This is a genomic window from Psychrobacter immobilis (assembly GCF_904846065.1).
Lineage (GTDB): Bacteria > Pseudomonadota > Gammaproteobacteria > Pseudomonadales > Moraxellaceae > Psychrobacter > Psychrobacter immobilis_H.
The window spans coordinates 737,886-756,548 of record NZ_CAJGZV010000001.1 but is presented as its reverse complement, the minus strand read 5'-3'; the positions used below and the strand labels follow the sequence as shown (position 1 = coordinate 756,548).

Here is an 18,663-nt window from a genome sequence, read left to right as displayed (position 1 = left end):
GACTGTTCTATAACTGTCTTGCAGATTAGATCGTCTTCCCTTATAGCAAATACTGGCGCTAATAATAGTAATAAATGCCAAGTGTCATTGAATACAACTATTAACATTTACTAGTAAGTATTGCTTATGAAACGCCAATCCTTCTGAAATTAAATTAACGTATAACCAAGCTTTATCAATTCCTCTTTACGCAACTTTTTGTAGTACAGGTGTAAACTCTGTCTGACTTTTAAGCACAATCGTTGTGCTTTCATTTATAGAAACAAAGCTTTATGTAATCTTTAAGCGAAATGATATTCATTTGTTCCTAATCGCTTAATGGCCTAAACTTTGAACATCATGCTCACTCAATCAACAGGCAGATTTTTTGTCTAGCATATTGCCAAAGAGGAATAAGTACTGTCCCACGTGAGGTATGATTTTCATGCTAGAATAATGCGAATTTGCCCACGCCTTTTATGAATGTTGCACGCTATTTATTATTCTTATTCTTATTACTTCCCCTTTTATAACATTGACGATATAAGCAGCGCTCCTATGACTCAAACGATGACTTCTCAATCTGATCCTACTTCTAGTCCATCATCCGCTGATGACTTTATTCTAACGCCACCGGCTGTGTTCCCTTATAAAGAACAACAGCTGACGGCACGTGCCCGTATCACTGAACAGATGGCATCACGCATCTTGATGTTAGATGGGGCGATGGGTACACAGATTCAGACCTATAAATTAGAAGAAGCGGATTATCGTGGTGAGCGTTTTGCCGATATCAATCAAGACGTACGCGGTAACAATGATTTATTGGTACTGACACAGCCGCACATGATTAAAGACATTCATCACGATCATCTGCTAGCTGGTGCAGATATTATCGAGACCAATACCTTTAACGGTACGCGTCTGTCGATGGCTGACTACGATATGCAGTATCTAGTGCCTGAGCTGAATAAGACAGCAGCCAAGATTGCCCGTCAAGCGGCGGATGAATTTACGGCAAAAACGCCTGAGAAACCGCGTTTTGTCGCTGGTGTTGTAGGGCCAACTTCACGCACGTGCTCGCTATCACCGGACGTCAATGACCCAGCTTTTCGTAACATTACCTTTGACGAATTGGTACTAAATTACCGTGAAGCGACTTTATGCCTGATAGAAGGTGGTGTTGATCTCATCCTCATCGAAACAATATTTGATACGCTAAATGCCAAAGCCGCAATCTTTGCCATTACGGGCGTGTTTGATGACATTGGTTTTGAGCTACCAATTATGATTTCGGGCACCATTACCGATGCCTCAGGTCGAACGCTATCAGGTCAAACCGCCGAAGCCTTTTATAACTCAATTCGCCATGCCAAGCCATTATCGGTTGGCTTTAACTGCGCATTAGGCGCCGATGCGCTGCGTCCACACATTCAAACACTGTCGAACATTGCTAATACCTATGTGTCCGCGCATCCAAACGCAGGTCTGCCCAACGAGTTTGGTGAATATGATGAAACAGCCGAACAAACCGCCGCCCTACTCGAAGGCTTTGCCAAAGCGGGTATTTTAAACATCGTTGGTGGCTGTTGTGGTACGACGCCTGAGCATATCCGCCAAATCGCTAAAATGGTGGCAAATTATCCACCGCGCATCATTCCAGATATCCCACCTGCCTGCCGCTTATCGGGGCTTGAGCCATTTACTATTAATGCTGATAGCTTGTTTGTCAACGTCGGTGAACGTACCAACGTCACAGGCTCTAAAAAGTTTTTACGCTTGATTAAAACCGAAGCCTACACCGAAGCGCTCGATGTGGCACGCGATCAGGTAGAAGGCGGCGCGCAAATCGTCGATATCAACATGGATGAGGGTATGCTCGACTCCAAGCAAGCGATGATTCATTTCGTCAACTTGGTGTCTGGTGAACCTGATATCAGCCGTGTACCGCTGATGATTGACTCGTCTAAATGGGACATCATCGAAGAAGGTCTTAAGCGTATCCAAGGCAAGTCCGTCGTCAACTCTATCTCATTAAAAGAAGGTCATGCCGAATTCGTTGAGCGTGCCAAGCTTTGTATGCGCTACGGTGCCGCCGTTATCGTCATGGCATTTGATGAAGACGGTCAAGCCGATACTTACGAGCGTAAGATTCAGATTTGTCAACGCAGCTATGATGTGTTGGTCAACGAAGTTGGTTTCCCATCAGAAGACATTATTTTTGACCCGAACATTTTTGCCGTTGCCACTGGTATCACTGAGCACAACAACTACGGTGCCGACTTTATTAACGCGACCAAATGGATTACCGATAACTTGCCCAATGCGATGATATCCGGTGGTGTCTCTAACGTCTCGTTCAGTTTCCGTGGTAACCCAATTCGTGAAGCCATCAACTCCGTATTCCTTTATCATGCGATTCAAAACGGTCTGACGATGGGTATCGTCAACCCTGCCATGCTTGAGCTGTATGATGATATTCCAAAGGAAGCACGCGACGCCATCGAAGATGTGATGCTCAACCGCAACCAAGGTGAGAGCGGTCAAGATGCCACCGAACGTCTGATGACTGTGGCTGAAAACTACCAAAACGGTGGCAAGAAAAAAGACAGCACCGTTGATATGAGCTGGCGCGAAGGCACAGTAGAAGAACGCATCGCCCATGCACTGGTCAAAGGCATCACCACCTTTATCGAAGCCGATACCAAAGAAGCATGGGAGAAATACCCCAAGCCGCTAGAAGTCATCGAAGGGCCATTGATGGACGGGATGAATATCGTCGGTGACTTATTTGGTGCCGGTAAAATGTTCTTACCACAAGTGGTGAAATCTGCGCGAGTGATGAAACAATCCGTCGCGTGGCTAAACCCGTATATCGAAGCAGAAAAAGTCGAGGGTGAAAAGAAAGGCAAAATCCTCATGGCAACTGTCAAAGGCGATGTCCATGATATCGGTAAAAACATCGTCGGCGTGGTGCTAGGCTGTAACGGCTATGATATCGTTGATCTGGGCGTCATGGTACCGTGTGAAAAAATCCTCGATACCGCTATCGCAGAAGAAGTCGATATCATTGGCTTATCAGGTCTGATTACCCCAAGTCTCGATGAGATGGTCTATGTCGCCAAACAAATGCAAGAGCGCGGCATGACGCTACCCTTGATGATTGGCGGTGCAACGACCTCCAAAGCGCATACAGCAGTTAAAGTCGAGCCACAATACCAAAATGATGCCGTCATCTATGTATCAGATGCCTCACGCTCAGTCGGTGTAGTCACTAAACTGCTCTCCAAAGAACACCGTCAAGCGCTTATCGATCAAACCCGCGAAGAGTATGTCAAGGTACGGGAACGCCTTGCTAAGCGTCAACCAAAAGCGGCGAAGGTCACGTATGCCGAATCGGTCAAAATTGGCTTTCAGTATGATTGGGAAAACTATGTGCCACCAGTTCCCAATAAGCTGGGGCAAGTGATATTTGACGACTATCCAATCACTAATCTGCTGCCTTATATCGACTGGACACCATTCTTTATCTCTTGGGGACTGGTCGGTAAGTATCCGAAAATATTGCAAGACGATGTGGTGGGCGAAGCGGCACGTGACCTGTTTGAGAATGCCAATGAGCTGATGCAAAAAATGATTGATGAAAAATTAATCGTCGCCAAAGGGGTGTTTAAACTCATGCCTGCTCGCCGTACTGGTGCCGATACCGTTACTGTCTATGACCATGCTACTAAAGGCGGCGCAGCAGAATATCAATTCGAACACTTACGTCAGCAAAGCGATAAAGCCAGTGGCAAGCCTAACTTTAGCTTGGCGGACTTTATCTCGCCATCTAACACCCACACTGACCACTTGGGCGGCTTTACCGTCTCTATCGTCGGTACAGAAGCACTGGCTGAAAAGTACAAAGCGGCAGGTGATGACTATAATGCCATTATGGTGCAGGCACTGTCTGATCGCTTAGCAGAAGCGTTTGCCGAGCATTTGCACGAGCTAATCCGTAAAGAATACTGGGGCTATCAACCAACTGAATCACTCACCAATGACGAGATGATCAAAGAAAAATACGTCGGCATCCGCCCTGCGCCTGGCTACCCTGCTTGCCCTGAGCATACCGAAAAAGGCAAATTGTTTGATTGGCTGGGTACGGTAGATGCTATTGGTACGACCTTGACCGAGAGCTATGCAATGTGGCCTGCGTCATCAGTCAGCGGATTCTATTACTCGCATCCTGACAGTGAGTATTTCAACGTCGGCAAAATAAGCTGTGATCAGTTAGAGAGTTATGCTGAGCGTAAAGGCTGGGATATGAAGACTGCTGAGAAGTGGTTAAATCCGAATTTGTAGGAGTGTTTTATTAAACAACAGAAAAGCGGGCTTCTATTTGAAAGCCCGCTTTTTTAAATGATAGACTAGCAAAATAACAAATATGTATATCTAATTCTAGCTCTCGCTAAACATATTAATAATTTCCCAGTCGTTTCCAAGACTTTCTCTCAAATCATTTAATCTATCTTCATGAACAGCGAAACATAGCAAATCCATTGGGCGTGAAAAACCTACATACATCATTTTAGATGCCTCAACCTGCCTACTCTTACTTAAATCTATTTCTCCCCCAAGGAAAAAATTTTTAAGCTTTTTAGCTTCATAGCCGTGATAGTAAGACTCTAGATATAAAGTGGCACAATGGGTTTGTCCCTTTGCAGAATGCACACTTGTAATATCGATTTCAAATCCATCTTCATAATAACTATTCGATTGCGCTATAATTTCAATACCTTCAACCTCTCTAATATCTTCATCTGTAATGAATCGCTGACACTTATTAACCGAACATTCAAAAAACTCTAATAGCTCTGGGACAAAAGACTGTATGTTTACCAATACATCATCAATATCACCTTTGACCACGCCAACAGACCACTGGTAAAGCTTAAGCTTAAATTTAGCATAAAGCTCTTCGTTTTCATCTTTTATCTTGTTAAGTAATTTACGTTTTGTATAAAACATTGAGTTATTTGGACTATTATCTTTTATATTTTCTATTCTTAGTATAGTCAGTTCTTTTTAAATAAGATACAATCGTTTTAAAACAAGCGAAATGGCAGAATAACAAATGACCTATTCAGCAGATTTTCGAGCACAAGTGATTAAAAGTGTCAAAAACAAAGACATGAGTATCCGTCAGGCTTGTACTTTTTATAATATTAGCAAAACCGCATTACAGCGCTGGCTCAAAGATTCAAGTATCAAACAAACCCGGAATAAACCACCGACTAAAATACCGAATGAAGCACTCTTAAAAGACGTTGAACAACATCCAGATGACTATTTATATGAGCGAGCTAGGCGATTCAACTGTAGTAAGACCGGCATGCACAATGCTTTAAAACGCCTAGGTATCAGTCAAAAAAAAGACCTTAGAGCATCCAAAAGCCTGCCTGATAAAAAGAGCGTCGTATCAGAGTAAGCTTGATAGCTTTACACAGCAAGGCTATCCCATTGTGTATATGGATGAAAGCGGCTTTGAGGCTGAAACTATAAGACCTTACGGATACTCACCGATAGGCAAACCCTGTATCGACAGCTTCAACTGGCAAGCAAAAAAGCGCACTAATGTCATCGGTGCTTTGTATAAAAAGATGCTGTTTGCGCTTGATTACTTTGAACAAAATATCAACAGCCATATATTTTATGACTGGTGCAAGTTCACGCTAATTCCAAGTCTCAAGACTAAATGCGTGATCGTTATGGATAATGCCCGCTTTCATAAGAGCAAGCGTATTCAAAAACTACTGAACAGGCACGGTCATCGTATTCTATGGCTGCCACCCTACAGTCCTGATCTAAACCCCATTGAAAAGAAATGGGCTCAAGCTAAGTTTCTACGCCAAGGGTGGATGGAGAATAATCTGCCTAAGCTATTTCAGGATATGGGCTGTATTTATTTTATTGTGAACTGACTATATTTTGATAAAAGCGTTCAATATATTTTTTCTGATAGGTGCTAGAGTATTCGTATCTTTTAGATGATGGGTCAGATACTCTTTTAGGCACTTATAGTCAATTTTTGGACTATTCGTATTAACATCAAATGAAGTAAAATAATCTTCTAATCTTAACCTAGAAATATCATTCCGACTTGCTTCATCTTCTTTCCAATTGACACTCCATGCAATTGCCTTAATAGGCTTTCTACCAAAGTTGGGCAACTTTTCCTCGTTATAATATTGATGCACCAAACGTGAGAAAAAAGGAATAACCTTCTTTATAGTCTCATTATTAAAACATAGAATATGAGGCCTTAGGAGTGCACTGTGATTATTACCCTGAACCGCATAATCAACAGCGTTTACAGCTAAACGATTAACTATATTTGAAATATTTGGACTAAGTCTATGGCTGTTTGCTAAAGGTAACGTTGGTTCTCTTTGTTGCCATATAGAGTTAGCATCTGATTTTCCCAAATTGTATATAGCTTGATTTATGTCTCCAACTCTCTGTAAGATACAGTCACAATTATTTCGATGAAATAATTTCTCTATTAGCTCGTATTGGTGTTGTCCCATATCCTGCATTTCATCAACAAAGACGAAAGGAAAGCGCTTTTGGAGTATTTCTAATATTCCAGTCGACATAATTGCGTCTTCTGCAATTATGTAGGCATCATCAAAATGCAAACAGCCTGACCTAAGAATATCTATTTTAATATCTCTAAGGCACAGATAAGATTGGGAACTTTTTCATTCTTATTTTGTAGACATACATTTCCATGCAAACCTTCAACTAAATTTAAATCTTTATCAAACCTAAGATTTAAAAAATATTTCTCCGGATCATTCTTTCTCTTTAACCAATTAAAAGTACTATAATTTATATTTTTTAGTTTGGAATATCTTCTTAAAGCAAACTCTTCATATATCTCATTGTCTAATCTACTTATTTTTCTTTTAAATATATTACTATAATAAGGAATTGCTAAAAACGTATCCACAAAACTTTGGATCGTACCTATGAAATTAGGGTAAGCGAATAATTTTGGACAATAGCTTTGAATTCGATGTTTAATTTCATCAATAGCAGCATTTGTATGGGACAACACCAATATACCAACACCACCTTCAAGCGGTAACTTAGTTTCTAGTATTACTAACTTAGCTAGTAATGCAGTTGTTTTCCCACTTCCAGGGACTGCTTGCAAGTCTATCGTTTGCATATTTTTGATAAAGTCTCTACGTTCTTCATCGAAAGACTGACCATCTACTAGTAATAGCTTTTCTGCGTAATTTATATCTTCATCCGTTATCAGCATTATCGCTTACTCCTGCTACATAGCGGATGGCATCAAGTAAATATCCTATGTAATCATCGTTTTGATCTAGTTCAATTTCACGTTCACTTTCGATTTTATCCAAATCTTCATCTATTACACTAGCTAATCTACAAGCAACATCTGTTTTATGCAGTCCACCATTAATAAGCTTTCTTGCAAGCTCTAATTCATAGTCATTATCCCAATTAGTTTTTGTGTGGGAATCTTTCAGCGTTTGTTTAAACTCTTTCTTTAAGGTTGTCGATTTCAATAACGAATATTCTAGAGTCCATGATGGTGCAATGAAATATTTAATATTATTTCTATTCTTATCTTCCATTTCGGTCTTTTTAGTTATAATCTGAGACTCGATCAATTTTTCATCTAATTTATTAAAATTATTTTCAGTTCTTTCATAGACCTGTATATCAAGATCAGTAACCACGGCAACAGGTATTTTCATATGTGGTTCATTTTCGCGTAAATATATACGAATATAGTGTTCAAAACCGATATTCCCAATATTAACAATTGAAATACCCTGCGCTGTTAGGTCTATACCTATAAGCTTAGCAAGGCTAGGTAGTAATATTTCCTCAGACCAACCTTCAACAAAAATAACTCCTTTTGCAAAAAATAAATTAGCTTTTGTTGTATCTAGAAACTTCTCTAAAAATTTATAATTATCTTTTTCGAGCTTAGTGTGATTACTTCCCATAGGAAAAGCGTTTCCGCCATAACAAACAATAAGATTTTGCAATTTGAGTTTAGATACTAAATTAGGACTATGAGAAGTAAGAATCAGTTGAATATCATCTTGTTTCTGTAAGTATTCTACTACTTGCATTTGAGCCTGAGGATGAAGATGAGCTTCTAATTCCTCAATCAAACCAAGACGTAAACCTGTCCAGTTTTGCTTATTCAAATGTAATAATTCAGTCGCCATAAATAGACGATTTAGCGTTCCTAAACCAAGATTAATTTCATTTTTAAGCCCAAGGGTCAATTTTTCGAGAATGCTTTTTAAAGTATTCTCACTTGCGAAAAACTCGGTTTCAGCATGTGCACCGTAAAAGTTCTGTACATACTTATCGATATTGTCTTTTATTTTTTTACCATCTTGCGGAACTGTTGAACTACTAGTGGGCACAGGACTATTGACTTGCAAATTACCTTCAAAATATTCAGTCATACTACTGTTAAGTTGTTTGAACAAACTGAGTAATTCATGGTTGTCTTCTTTTCCTTTAAATGCCACATCTCCTAAAAGGACTTGAGCTAATCGGGAGTTTCTCTTTGCTACTAACTCGTTTTTAGCGTCTCTCAATGGTTTTAAATAAGTAGCTTTCAAGTAATCTCTTGCTTCGGCTGTTAATGGATAACCCTCATCATCTGCGCCTGCTCTAACATCAGAAGGTAGCACTCTCTCTTTTATTCGGCGAACGTCATATATAAGTTTTAGATACGGAGTTACTTTTCCACCATTGTCTGTATCCCAACCCAACCACTCTGTGAAATGTGCAGCTTCTTCGTCTAATAAATTTGAAAACTTAAGCTCAATCCTGAATCTTAAAGAGTCTTGGAAAAAATCTTCATCTTCCACTCGAATGTAATCATAACTGTGCGTTTTTAAGACCAGTTTAATAGCATCGACAATTGCAGTCTTACCTGAATCATTTTCACCAATAATAACATTAAGCCCTTTGGTAAATTCAAGATTGAGACTTGGCTTAGAAAGTTCAAAAGTTTTTGAACCAAATTTACGATAATTCCATAACTTTATATTTGATAGATGCATACTCGTCCCTGATGTATATTAAAATTGTTCAATGTTCTGTTTATTCTACTTTACCCTTACCCCGCCGACACCGCTCCGAACAATAAATCACCTGCTCCCAATCCTTCTCCCATTTTTTACGCCACGTAAACGGGCGCTGACAGACGGGGCAGGTTTTTTGCGGTAGGTTTACCTTTTTATGTGCCATCGTCTGCTCCCTTGTTCCGTATGTCTCATATCTATGGTTAATGTTTACTGCCTACCTAGCTTCTTTTTGATGACCCAGCCCTTCATACTTTTTCACCCGTCGGCATTGGTCGGAGCAATAGACCATGCTCTCCCAGTTTTTATCCAGCTTCTTAGTCCAACTAAACTCGCGCTCGCAGACAGGGCAGAGTTTTTTGCGGACGTTCTTCTTTTTGTGCGCCATAACTTTCTCATTGGTTTGTTTAATCTATAGTCGATTCACTATCATCGGATACGGTGTTAGGCTTGCTCAACCTACTGTTTGTAGCAACTTTACTCGCCGTCATTGTATCCAAAGTAGCTGTTGCCGACTATATTACCACTGTCTCTTAATCATAAGCCCTATTTATAGTGCTATTCATAAGTGATGTTCATAAGTGCAAGTCATCAGCATGGCTCATGAGCGTTAATAATTAAGCATTAACGCTTAATCGTTAGCCATCAATCATAGCTGTTAACCAGTAGTGACTAATCGTCAGCTATTAATCAGTAGTAATTAGTCATAATCATCAAAGATTTTATTAAGTCTGTTGAGACTATTAACGATGAGCTTGCCTGATTGATCGGTACTGCTATCAATAAGTAATTTCTCATCCATACGCATCGTCAGCGGTGCAAGCGCTTCTTTTAATGCGTTTGCTATAAGCGCGGTCTGCTGAGTGATATCAGGCGCATCGCTATCTACGGTTTGATGCTCTTCATTTTTAATCAGGCTTTCAGTTAGACTATTAGACAGGCTATTGGCCATTTTCTGTGCCAGCTCTTCAACGGCATCGACCAGCTGCACCATCAGCGCTTTTTGCACCTCTTGGTTTTGCTTAAGATACTCGCCTTCTACCTTTTCAGCATTGTGATCATGCTTATATATTTGCATCAATTGATTCAGACTTTTCTCAAAGCCATTATCGATACTATCGCTGACAACTTTGGCATTATTGATCACGCTATCGGCAAGGATTTTCTGTGCTTCTAATTGACCGTTTAACTGGGCATCGAGTTGCGCTTGCTGTCCTGCTTCTCGTAAGCGAGCAATTTGCTCAGGATCATTTTTCGTTAAGTATGTCTCAAACTGGCTACTGATGGCATTGAAGCCACTGGCCAAGTCGACCAACTGGGCAACGATACGCGCGCCCGTATCGCCATCTTCACCGCCCATGGCTTTATTACGTAAAAAGTCTGCTTTGATTTGCGTCCAACGCTGCATTTCTGCTTCGGTCAACACACCGCGCATCTCGCCAAGCTTGAGCAGATTGCTCTCTGCGCCTTGGGTCAGTAGCTGTGACTCTCCCAAATAGTGATCGTCTATCAGCTGGTTCAGCTCACTCTTATTCATGACCGCCGACAGCTTTTCGGTCATCTTATTCATATTACGATAACTGCCTTGCAGCTTAAATATCGGCTCAACGCGGTACTTATCGTCTTGAGAGGCGGAAGCAATATACGCTTGGTTAACATCCAGAATGACTTCTTGCACCATAAACATATGACGCAAGATCGCGACAATCTCATTAATCTCTGAAGTGCTATACGGATACGTCAAATCACCGCTTTGAGCTTGGGCAAGGTTGGCATTGTCCGCTTTCGCCATTTTGATGAGACGATGAACATCCGCTAGGTCGCGGTTGGCCAGTGGCGCGAGAACGGTGTTAGAAGTGAGCGAGTTTTCGATATAACTGAGCGCAAACACTTCTTCCATGCCGCTCATGATATCGCCTAAGTTGTAGATATCGGCACGGTTGGCGAGCATGTCTGGCACTTTGAAGGCTTCGCCGCTCTCAGTATACGGGTTACCCGCCATGACCACGCAGAACTTTTTGCCACGCATGTCATAGGTTTTGGTTTTACCTTGCCAGACGCCATCGATACGGCGTGTACCATCACCCAATGAGATAAACTTCTGCAAAAATTCCGCATGTGTATGCTGAATGTCATCGAGATAAAGCATGACATTATTGCCCATCTCAAAGGCCAAATTGATTTTATTCAGCTCTTCTCGTGCGGTGGCATTGGGCGCTTTTTCTGGATCTAATGAGGTGACGTCATGACCAAGTGACGGACAGTTAATCTTCATAAAAATTAAGCCGAGACGGTTTGCCACATACTCCATCAAGGTGGTTTTACCATACCCTGGTGGCGATATCATCATGAGAATACCCATCAAATCGGTACGCTTATCTTCACCGACCGTACCCATCTGTTTGGCAAGGTTATCACCGATGAGTGGTAGATAGCTCTCATTAATCAGACGGTTACGTACAAATGAAGACAATGGACGCGGCATAAACTCGTCCAGTCGCAACGTCTCTTTTGAATCATGCAAAATCTCTGAGCGCATGGCTAGATAACGTCTATAGGCAGGAATGACTTGGGTATCATGATGATGCAGACGATTTAAGAAGTCATCAACGGCAAAGGTTAAGGTCTGCTGATGGATACGCGTATGCTCACCTAGCAAATTATTGACTTGTATCTCAAGCGACACCTTACCCGTGCTACGCTCAAAGCTTTGCACTTGGTTGAGCGGGTTGTTAATACTGGTCAATGAAGGCGTTGACGAGGTAATTGATGAAAATGACAAAGCCGATGGTGTGGCATTTGCGCCGGTACTGCTTAGTCCCTGATTGCCTAGCCCTTTAACACCCAATCCTTTATCAAAAGTAGCACCTGAATCAATCAATCGCTGCACCAAAGCTTCACGTTGGGCATCGTTCAATTGAGTAAGTAAAACGGCTATCGCCTCCGGCACATAATGACGGCCACTTTCTAAATGCTGCTTGCGTAGCGCGTTTTGTGCTTCAATCTCGGCCAGCTGAGCTTCGCTGAGTGCTTCGCCTGCTTCATTGGTGCCATCAGTCGCTACGTTAGCCGATTCGGTACCACCGTAAGTTTTCTCAAGCAATGCATGAAACCAAGTTGACAACAGCTCATAGGCTGATTTGGGTTGGAATCCAAGCTTGCTAATAGAAGACTGTAGTTGATCAAAACTGGCCGTCGCTTGCATACTACCTGAAGCACTATTTAGCGTTTGGCTTAGCTGCTCACACAACTGCTGCGCTTGTTGGCTGGTTTGCCAGTTTACTGTGCTGTTTGCGCCTGCACTGGTTTCAACCGACTGCCCCATCACGCTAACGAGATACTCACAGGCAAGTTGGACATAGCTTGGTTTGAAGATGTTAGCGCCGTTATCAACGCTATCCTCTTTATCAACGCTAGCACTGTCATCATTATGAGCCATAACAAAATGACGCATCACTTGGCTCATGTCCTCGACTAGTAAAGACTTAGCCGTATCACTACCCAATGCACGGCGTAGTTGCTCTGCGGTCGCGGCTCTATCCGTCCAGTTGCTCGCGCGCGTCAGCACGGATTCATTTAACCAAGCGTCATAACCGAATTGGCGTAAGCTGTCTAAGCCCAATGCTTGAACGATATTGAGCTGCCAATAAAATAGCTGCGCCAATGCCCGTACTTGAGGGGTATAAATCAGCAGTCCTGCCTCACGTAGAGTCGGTAATATTTGCATCAGTAATAGCGTGGCATCATGGTCATGAATGCCTTTGTCATAGCCGAGCTGATAGCGAGGGGTGGCGTAAGCTTTGACCAGTTTGGACAAGGGGCTGTCATTATCAATATCGCCATTAATATCGAGAGTAATAACCGTCGCATCGTATGCTTGATATAGACGCGCTTCGGTCAAACCTTCTTGGCTGTTCTTGGCACTTTCGATAATGCTATAGGCTAAGTACTCCGCGCGGTAAACGGTATCAGACTCGGAGGCAATATTCATATCCCAATACGGGCGCAAGGCGTTTAGCTCAGCATTATTAAGCACTTCATAATAGTCGGTACCCGTTAGATGCAAATTCAGCACACGCTTGCCATCTGACTGCTGACGACTCAATAAAGTCAAATCAAGTGGCTGAGTATTAACTGAAAAGCGGTGCTTACCCAGTTTGATGATCTGACCACCATCTTCAAACAAATCCGACTTATCTTTTAAGCTCTTATAACTCTCGATTTGAATGGCTTTTAAGCGCGCATCGATGTCATCGGCTTTTACGCTAAAGCCCATCGCTTGCAGCTCTTTTGCGATGTTGCGGACTTTTTGTACCAAACCATCAGCCGCAAAATACGTATTTAACGCCTCTTCCTCTGTAAAGCCTGTGACACCAGTACTTTGCGTGCGTTTTTTAATACTTTCAAGCATTCGCAGCGCACCATCACCTAAGTTTTGCGCTTTACGGTTGCGAGCATCGAGCAATTGCTGCTTATGATTTTCAAAGGTCTCGTAAATCTCTTCACGCTTGCTGATGATGTCGGCTAAAAACTGATCGCCGCTGTTGGTCTCTGGATCAGCGAATTGGCTCTCTAACTCTTCTAGCTGTACCAACAATTTTGCCATTTGCTCGTCTGATTTTTCAGGGGTGTTGGCAATGGATAAGGCGTTGGCAATCGATTGACCAAATAGCTTAAATTGCGCGCCAAATTGCGCCACGGCCTCCGCTGAGCCTAAATTTTTGCGTTTGTGATTGAGCTTGGCTTTACTCTGGTTCAAGCTCGCATAAATAGTCGATATATCATCGATAATTTGCGTACGTACCGTGGCATCAGCTACATCTAATGTGCCTAGTAACTCGGTTAATAAATCTAACCCTTGCGCCGTCTCGTCAATTTTTTCTAATACAGGTTTTAGCTCGGCATTGGTTTCAGCGGTGTTTAAACGCTCACTGACATCGACCAATATGCCTTGGTAACTCGAAAGTGCTTCTTCGCCACTTAAGAACAGCACGGTCTTTTCAGCGAGCTCGCTTTCTGCTTCTTCTAACTGTGTCTGTAATGCTTGTAGCTTATCAGCATCTAAATAACGCAAATCTTCCAAGCTGACCAAACGGCCTTTTTGGTGTCTTAACGCTGACAGCTGATCGACATAATCACTGGCAGACTCAAAACTAGTGACGCGTATCTGCCGCAAAATCTCACTTTGCTGCGTATCAGCATCGGCTAGTGCGGTTTGGGTTTGCTTCTGGATACTTTGTACTTTGGCGAACTCATCAATAACCAGCTCAGCCGTGGCCGTCACTTCTTTAATACTACTAGCGACTTCGCTCAGCTCAGGCTCAGACAACCAATAATAGCTGTCAAAGAGTCTGCTGGTATTATTGGTAAGCTCTTCATAGAGCTTCTGTGATACGCTTTGATTATCAATCAGGCGAGTAATGCTATAAAGGTCTGAGATACCGCGCACCAGTTCTTTATTGCCAATCTTGCCATAAAAACTCGTGCTCTCTGGCAGCTCACTCACATACTCGTGTGAGGCATAAGGCGTGTGCCAGATTTGCATTGGGTGAATACGAGACGGCTCACTTTGGTCACTAAACAGCACCAAGCGGCCATTCTCTGCCAAAGCCATACCGTTGCAATAAATAGGATTTGCCAATTGCTTTTTAATCAGGTTATAAGGGAACAGCCCCGTGACACCCAAGTCTCTGTCGTAAAATAAGAATAAAACATCTTCCCCATTTGGCGAGATAATTTTACGCTTAAACCGTAAGTCAGTAGCACCAACGTTATTGGCCTCAAACAGCTTATACTCACCCGTCTGTAGATAATAACCACCCGGAAACATGATGCCGTGGTCTTCTGGTAGCTGGACACATGATTGACCAATCGCATCCAATCGCAGCACCGCTTCGGTCAAAGTGTTATAAACGAAATAACGGTAGTCCTCTTCACGATAAGGCAATATCTTAAGCAGTATTAGACTGCCCACTTTGGCATACGCAATCTCAGCATCGGTCAGCGACTGGGTACGGTCATTGACAGGTTCGCTATAAATACCTTGCCCTGACTGCGTATTGTCCTCAATCTTGATGGTCAGATCGCCACCGACCGTTTCCACAAATATCGTGTCTAAGATATTCATATGCGGATATTTACCATTCACCATTTGATCGCGTGTGGTCTCAATCCAGTCAAAATCATAAGCAGGCGGCAGCTCAATATCACGCTCGCCTCGATTGTCCACATAGGCGACTTGCGCCGACTCTGGCGTACCTTGGCTAAAATCTAGCGCAAAACGGAACACTCGAATATCGGTGATACGCTCGCCAATCTGAAACGCCAACAGTAATTTGCTGTCTTTAACTGTTATTTGAATCAGGCGCGTTTGCTTGTAGTATCGATACAGCTCATTGAAGTCTTGGACAAAGGCATCTTGAGCCAAAAAAGTGCCTTTTAAGTCAACCTCTTCAAGCTGATACTCTTCTTCATTACCAACTGGCTCGTTCAGACGATATAACGACAATACGTCCTTAATATTACTCGCGCGTTTGAGCCCCATAAAAACGTTGTAGCCAAACAGTAAATAATCACCGACCTGCACCATGTCTTGCGCCACACAGTTGTACTCGGTACGAATACGAGTACGGGCAATGACTTGCATTTGGGTGCTACCAAACTCTTCAAGACGTGCATTATTTAGCGTCTGCGTCTGCTGCTCTAAACGACCGCCTTGTTCCGTCAGACGTTTTTTGATGAGCTCATAAGCATTGCCTGAAGCAACTGCCTGATCGGTTCGGTTAGCTTGATTAGCGCTATTATTATCGTTGCTATCTGAGTTCTTTGAAGTTTGCGTATCCGCCATCGTTGCTCGTCCGTTTTTGTTTTTACATAATATAGTCAATCCTTTATAAAAGAGCTACAGCATTAACCTCGCTTGAAGTATCACATATACATCTGCACTCGGTTGCCTTGACCCTCTTTTAAACTGAATCCACTATAAGAGAATTTTGGGCAATAAAGAATCATTAAAAGTAAAGAAGCACTTGGCTAATCTAAAAAAACGAGTGGTCACTGCTGTTTTTTTAGATTAACCAACTCATCATGATTCGTCGTTCCGAATCACCCTGAGTTAGCAAAAAAATCTGCCGCCTAAACGACAGATTCTTTATTTTAGAAAATATTACTCATTCACACTGTTAGATAAAAACTTGCTCACTAATACTTACCTCATTAAGGCTAGTCCTTTAGACCTTATTAATAAGTCGTTTTATCATCATTTGTCTGGTTTGATTTCATAGCTTGACTGGCCATCACACCATTGATGATACCGCTCAAGGTGTCTGACTTACCTGCTAGGCCATCGATGGCTTTACCGATAGACAGTGACTTGGCAAAGTTGTCAAAGAAATGCGCTTCGCCGCCAACAATATCGATTTTGGCTTTCTGTAACGCCACAGCCAATACTTCAGCATTTTCTTTCGCAATCTCTTTACCAGCATCAATTGAGGCAAGCGCTTCTTGCAAGGCCGTCTCAAGGCTCATGCGGAACTCTTCGTGCTCACGTGCTTCTTTACTCATGCTACCCATGGCATTGAATTTCTCGACCAGACCATCTGCTTCGGCTTGGAAATGCGCACGAGTAACTTCGGCTTTTGCCAATCCAACTTCACGTTCTGCTTTGGCATTTGACTCACCGCGAGCCGCGATAACTTGAGCATCTGCCATGCCTTTTTCACGCTCAGCTCTGGCGGTAGATTCACCGCGAGCGGCGATGATTTCTGCATCGACCATACCGATATCACGTTCAGCTTTTGCCTTAGATTCGCCACGAGCCGCGATAACCTCAGCATCTGCCATGCCTTTTTCACGATCTGATTGCGCTTCAGCTTGTCCAGTCGCTTTGATAACATTGGCTTTCGCAATACCTTCTTTTTCCAAAGAAGCCGCTTTGACTTCTTGGATAGCTGCTTCAGCAAAGCCATGTGCTGACTCTTCTGCTTTGGTACCTTCGGCCATCTTAATTTTGGCTTCTGAATCTTTGGCGGATGCTTCAAGATTCGCAGCGGCAAGTGTGGTGATTTCGACGGCTTTGTGCTTGGCAGATAGCTCTTCTGCTTCGGCTTTTTTCACCTGACGTACTTTGATTTCTTCCGCATCGGCTTCTGCTGCTAGGACACGTGTTTGCTTAGAACGCTCCGCTTCGCTAATTTCGCGAACTTCTTTGATACGCTCTTCTTCTTGCGCAACGGTTTTGTCCACTGCGATACGTTCACGAATGACGTTGGCGATTTCTTTTTTCTCAAGCTCAATCGCGCGTTCAGCCTCGATACGTTGCAAGTCAACTTCACGCTCACGAGAGACAATTTCTAAATCACGGGCACGCGTGACTTTTTCTTCTTCGATGACGACCGCACGCAGACGATTTTGTCCTGCTACTTCGATTTCACGCTGCTGATTCTCACGCTGAATGGCCAAATCCTGCTCAACCGAGATAACAGCCGTTTCAGACTTTTTACGCTCTTCTTCTTCAATCTTGCGGGTTTCAGCTGTTTCTCGTGCAATCACTGACGAGATTTCACGTTGCTGTTTAGCTTCGGCATCGGCTTGCTGACGCTCTAGCTCTAGCATTGCCTCTCTGGTTTCGACATTCTTTTTCTTAACCGCCAACTCTTCATCACGCTCAAGCTCATTTGTGATGACGTTTTGGAAAGCCGTTAATTGAGTAATCTTTTTGATACCTTCAGCATCTAAGATATTGCTTGAATCTAATGACGCTTTTGGCGTTTGCTCTAAATAATCAATCGCCACATCTTCTAAGACATAGCCATTCAGATCGTTACCAATTTCTTGAACGATGCTGTCACGAAACTCGCTGCGGTTTTCAAACAGTTTGACGAAATCAATCTGCTTACCAACTGTTTTTAAGGCTTCAGAGAACTTAGCATTAAACAGCTCATTAACAGCGACTTTATCTGATGCGCGTTCAACCCCAACCGATTTAGCAACTTTTAGCACATCTTCTTCGGTTTCATTGACACGTAAATAAAATGCTACGGTGATATCAGCACGCATGTTGTCTGCGCAAATCAAACCTTCTTTACCGCGTCTGTCCACTTCTAACGTGATGAGCGATATGCGCATCAATTCTTTTTTGTTGATGACTGGCCAAACAAAACCACCATCAAAACGTACGGCAATTTTACTCACACCGTTAATAATGAGTGCTTTGCCCTGCTCGACCTTAAAGTAAAAGGCCTTGAGCATCAATAGTGCGACCATCATAAAAACAAACGCCAGCACTACAACCACGCCGACGATAATGAGTGTGTCCATATCCATTCCTTTAATTAAAACATTCCATAATCCATTCAATATAAATCAAATACTCTATCAAGCCTGCTAACTCTACTATTTATAGCACTGTTTATAGCATATGCGCTTTATAGCCCTGTCACGCACCATTCTGATATCTGAACTACATTGAACCGACTATAACCAAATTTAAAACGATTCGTGCTATTTCTAAAAACTTGCTATTTCTGACAATCAATTACTTCTAAAAACA

11 protein-coding genes are annotated in these 18,663 nt (G+C 42.5%); 3 read left to right on the top strand and 8 right to left on the bottom strand.

The genetic code is table 11. The annotated features are described in order from the left end of the window. The first annotated feature begins 537 nt into the window (after positions 1–537). On the top strand, positions 538–4,326 hold the full coding sequence (gene metH / locus JMW64_RS03175; protein ID WP_201553154.1) for a methionine synthase: 3,789 nt from the start codon (positions 538–540) through the stop codon (positions 4,324–4,326). A 96-nt stretch (positions 4,327–4,422) separates the two neighbouring features. On the opposite strand, the gene JMW64_RS03170 is transcribed toward metH, so the two are convergent. Then, positions 4,423–4,992, bottom strand: coding sequence for a hypothetical protein (locus tag JMW64_RS03170; RefSeq protein ID WP_201553135.1), 570 nt, complete (start codon positions 4,990–4,992; stop codon positions 4,423–4,425). A gap of 106 nt (positions 4,993–5,098) precedes the next feature. On the opposite strand from JMW64_RS03170, the gene JMW64_RS14065 reads away from it, so the two are divergent. Both JMW64_RS14065 and JMW64_RS14060 read left to right on the top strand, forming a co-directional pair. Beyond that, a complete protein-coding gene (locus JMW64_RS14065; RefSeq protein WP_045456530.1) occupies positions 5,099–5,452 on the top strand; it encodes an IS630 transposase-related protein in 354 nt (117 codons plus the stop codon). Continuing rightward, positions 5,424–5,945, top strand: a complete 522-nt coding sequence (locus JMW64_RS14060) for an IS630 family transposase (RefSeq protein ID WP_406947496.1) — start codon at positions 5,424–5,426, stop codon at positions 5,943–5,945. The genes JMW64_RS14065 and JMW64_RS14060 overlap by 29 nt, the downstream gene beginning before the upstream one ends. On the opposite strand, the gene JMW64_RS03160 is transcribed toward JMW64_RS14060, so the two are convergent. The 7 genes from JMW64_RS03160 to JMW64_RS03130 form a co-directional block, all read right to left on the bottom strand. Next, positions 5,946–6,662 carry a UvrD-helicase domain-containing protein gene (locus tag JMW64_RS03160; RefSeq protein ID WP_201553132.1) on the bottom strand — a complete coding sequence of 239 codons (717 nt, stop codon included), beginning with the start codon at positions 6,660–6,662 and terminating at the stop codon, positions 5,946–5,948. A 20-nt stretch (positions 6,663–6,682) separates the two neighbouring features. Then, a complete protein-coding gene (locus JMW64_RS03155) occupies positions 6,683–7,294 on the bottom strand; it encodes a UvrD-helicase domain-containing protein (RefSeq protein WP_201553129.1) in 612 nt (203 codons plus the stop codon). After that, a complete protein-coding gene (locus JMW64_RS03150) occupies positions 7,278–9,092 on the bottom strand; it encodes an ATP-dependent nuclease (RefSeq protein ID WP_201553126.1) in 1,815 nt (604 codons plus the stop codon). The genes JMW64_RS03155 and JMW64_RS03150 overlap by 17 nt, the downstream gene beginning before the upstream one ends. A 40-nt stretch (positions 9,093–9,132) precedes the next feature. Next, positions 9,133–9,279, bottom strand: a complete 147-nt coding sequence (locus tag JMW64_RS03145) for a DUF2256 domain-containing protein (protein ID WP_201553123.1) — start codon at positions 9,277–9,279, stop codon at positions 9,133–9,135. Positions 9,280–9,330: 51 nt separating this feature from the next. Continuing rightward, positions 9,331–9,501, bottom strand: a complete 171-nt coding sequence (locus JMW64_RS03140; RefSeq protein WP_201553120.1) for a DUF2256 domain-containing protein — start codon at positions 9,499–9,501, stop codon at positions 9,331–9,333. 312 nt (positions 9,502–9,813) lie between these two features. Further along, complete coding sequence (locus JMW64_RS03135; protein ID WP_201553116.1) at positions 9,814–15,960, bottom strand: DNA repair ATPase; 6,147 nt, start codon at positions 15,958–15,960, stop codon at positions 9,814–9,816. Between the two features lie 392 nt (positions 15,961–16,352). Next, positions 16,353–18,431: a flotillin family protein gene (locus JMW64_RS03130; RefSeq protein WP_201553113.1), complete on the bottom strand. Its 2,079-nt coding sequence runs from the start codon at positions 18,429–18,431 to the stop codon at positions 16,353–16,355. Between the last annotated feature and the right edge of the window lie 232 nt (positions 18,432–18,663).

Coding starts and splice junctions, on each gene's coding strand:
- metH (WP_201553154.1), top strand. CDS start 538: ATGACTCAAACGATGACTTCTCAATCTGATCCTACTTCTAGTCCATCA.
- JMW64_RS14065 (WP_045456530.1), top strand. CDS start 5,099: ATGACCTATTCAGCAGATTTTCGAGCACAAGTGATTAAAAGTGTCAAA.
- JMW64_RS03170 (WP_201553135.1), bottom strand. CDS start 4,992: ATGTTTTATACAAAACGTAAATTACTTAACAAGATAAAAGATGAAAAC.
- JMW64_RS03135 (WP_201553116.1), bottom strand. CDS start 15,960: ATGGCGGATACGCAAACTTCAAAGAACTCAGATAGCAACGATAATAAT.
- JMW64_RS03140 (WP_201553120.1), bottom strand. CDS start 9,501: ATGGCGCACAAAAAGAAGAACGTCCGCAAAAAACTCTGCCCTGTCTGC.
- JMW64_RS03145 (WP_201553123.1), bottom strand. CDS start 9,279: ATGGCACATAAAAAGGTAAACCTACCGCAAAAAACCTGCCCCGTCTGT.
- JMW64_RS03150 (WP_201553126.1), bottom strand. CDS start 9,092: ATGCATCTATCAAATATAAAGTTATGGAATTATCGTAAATTTGGTTCA.
- JMW64_RS03130 (WP_201553113.1), bottom strand. CDS start 18,431: ATGGACACACTCATTATCGTCGGCGTGGTTGTAGTGCTGGCGTTTGTT.
- JMW64_RS03155 (WP_201553129.1), bottom strand. CDS start 7,294: ATGCTGATAACGGATGAAGATATAAATTACGCAGAAAAGCTATTACTA.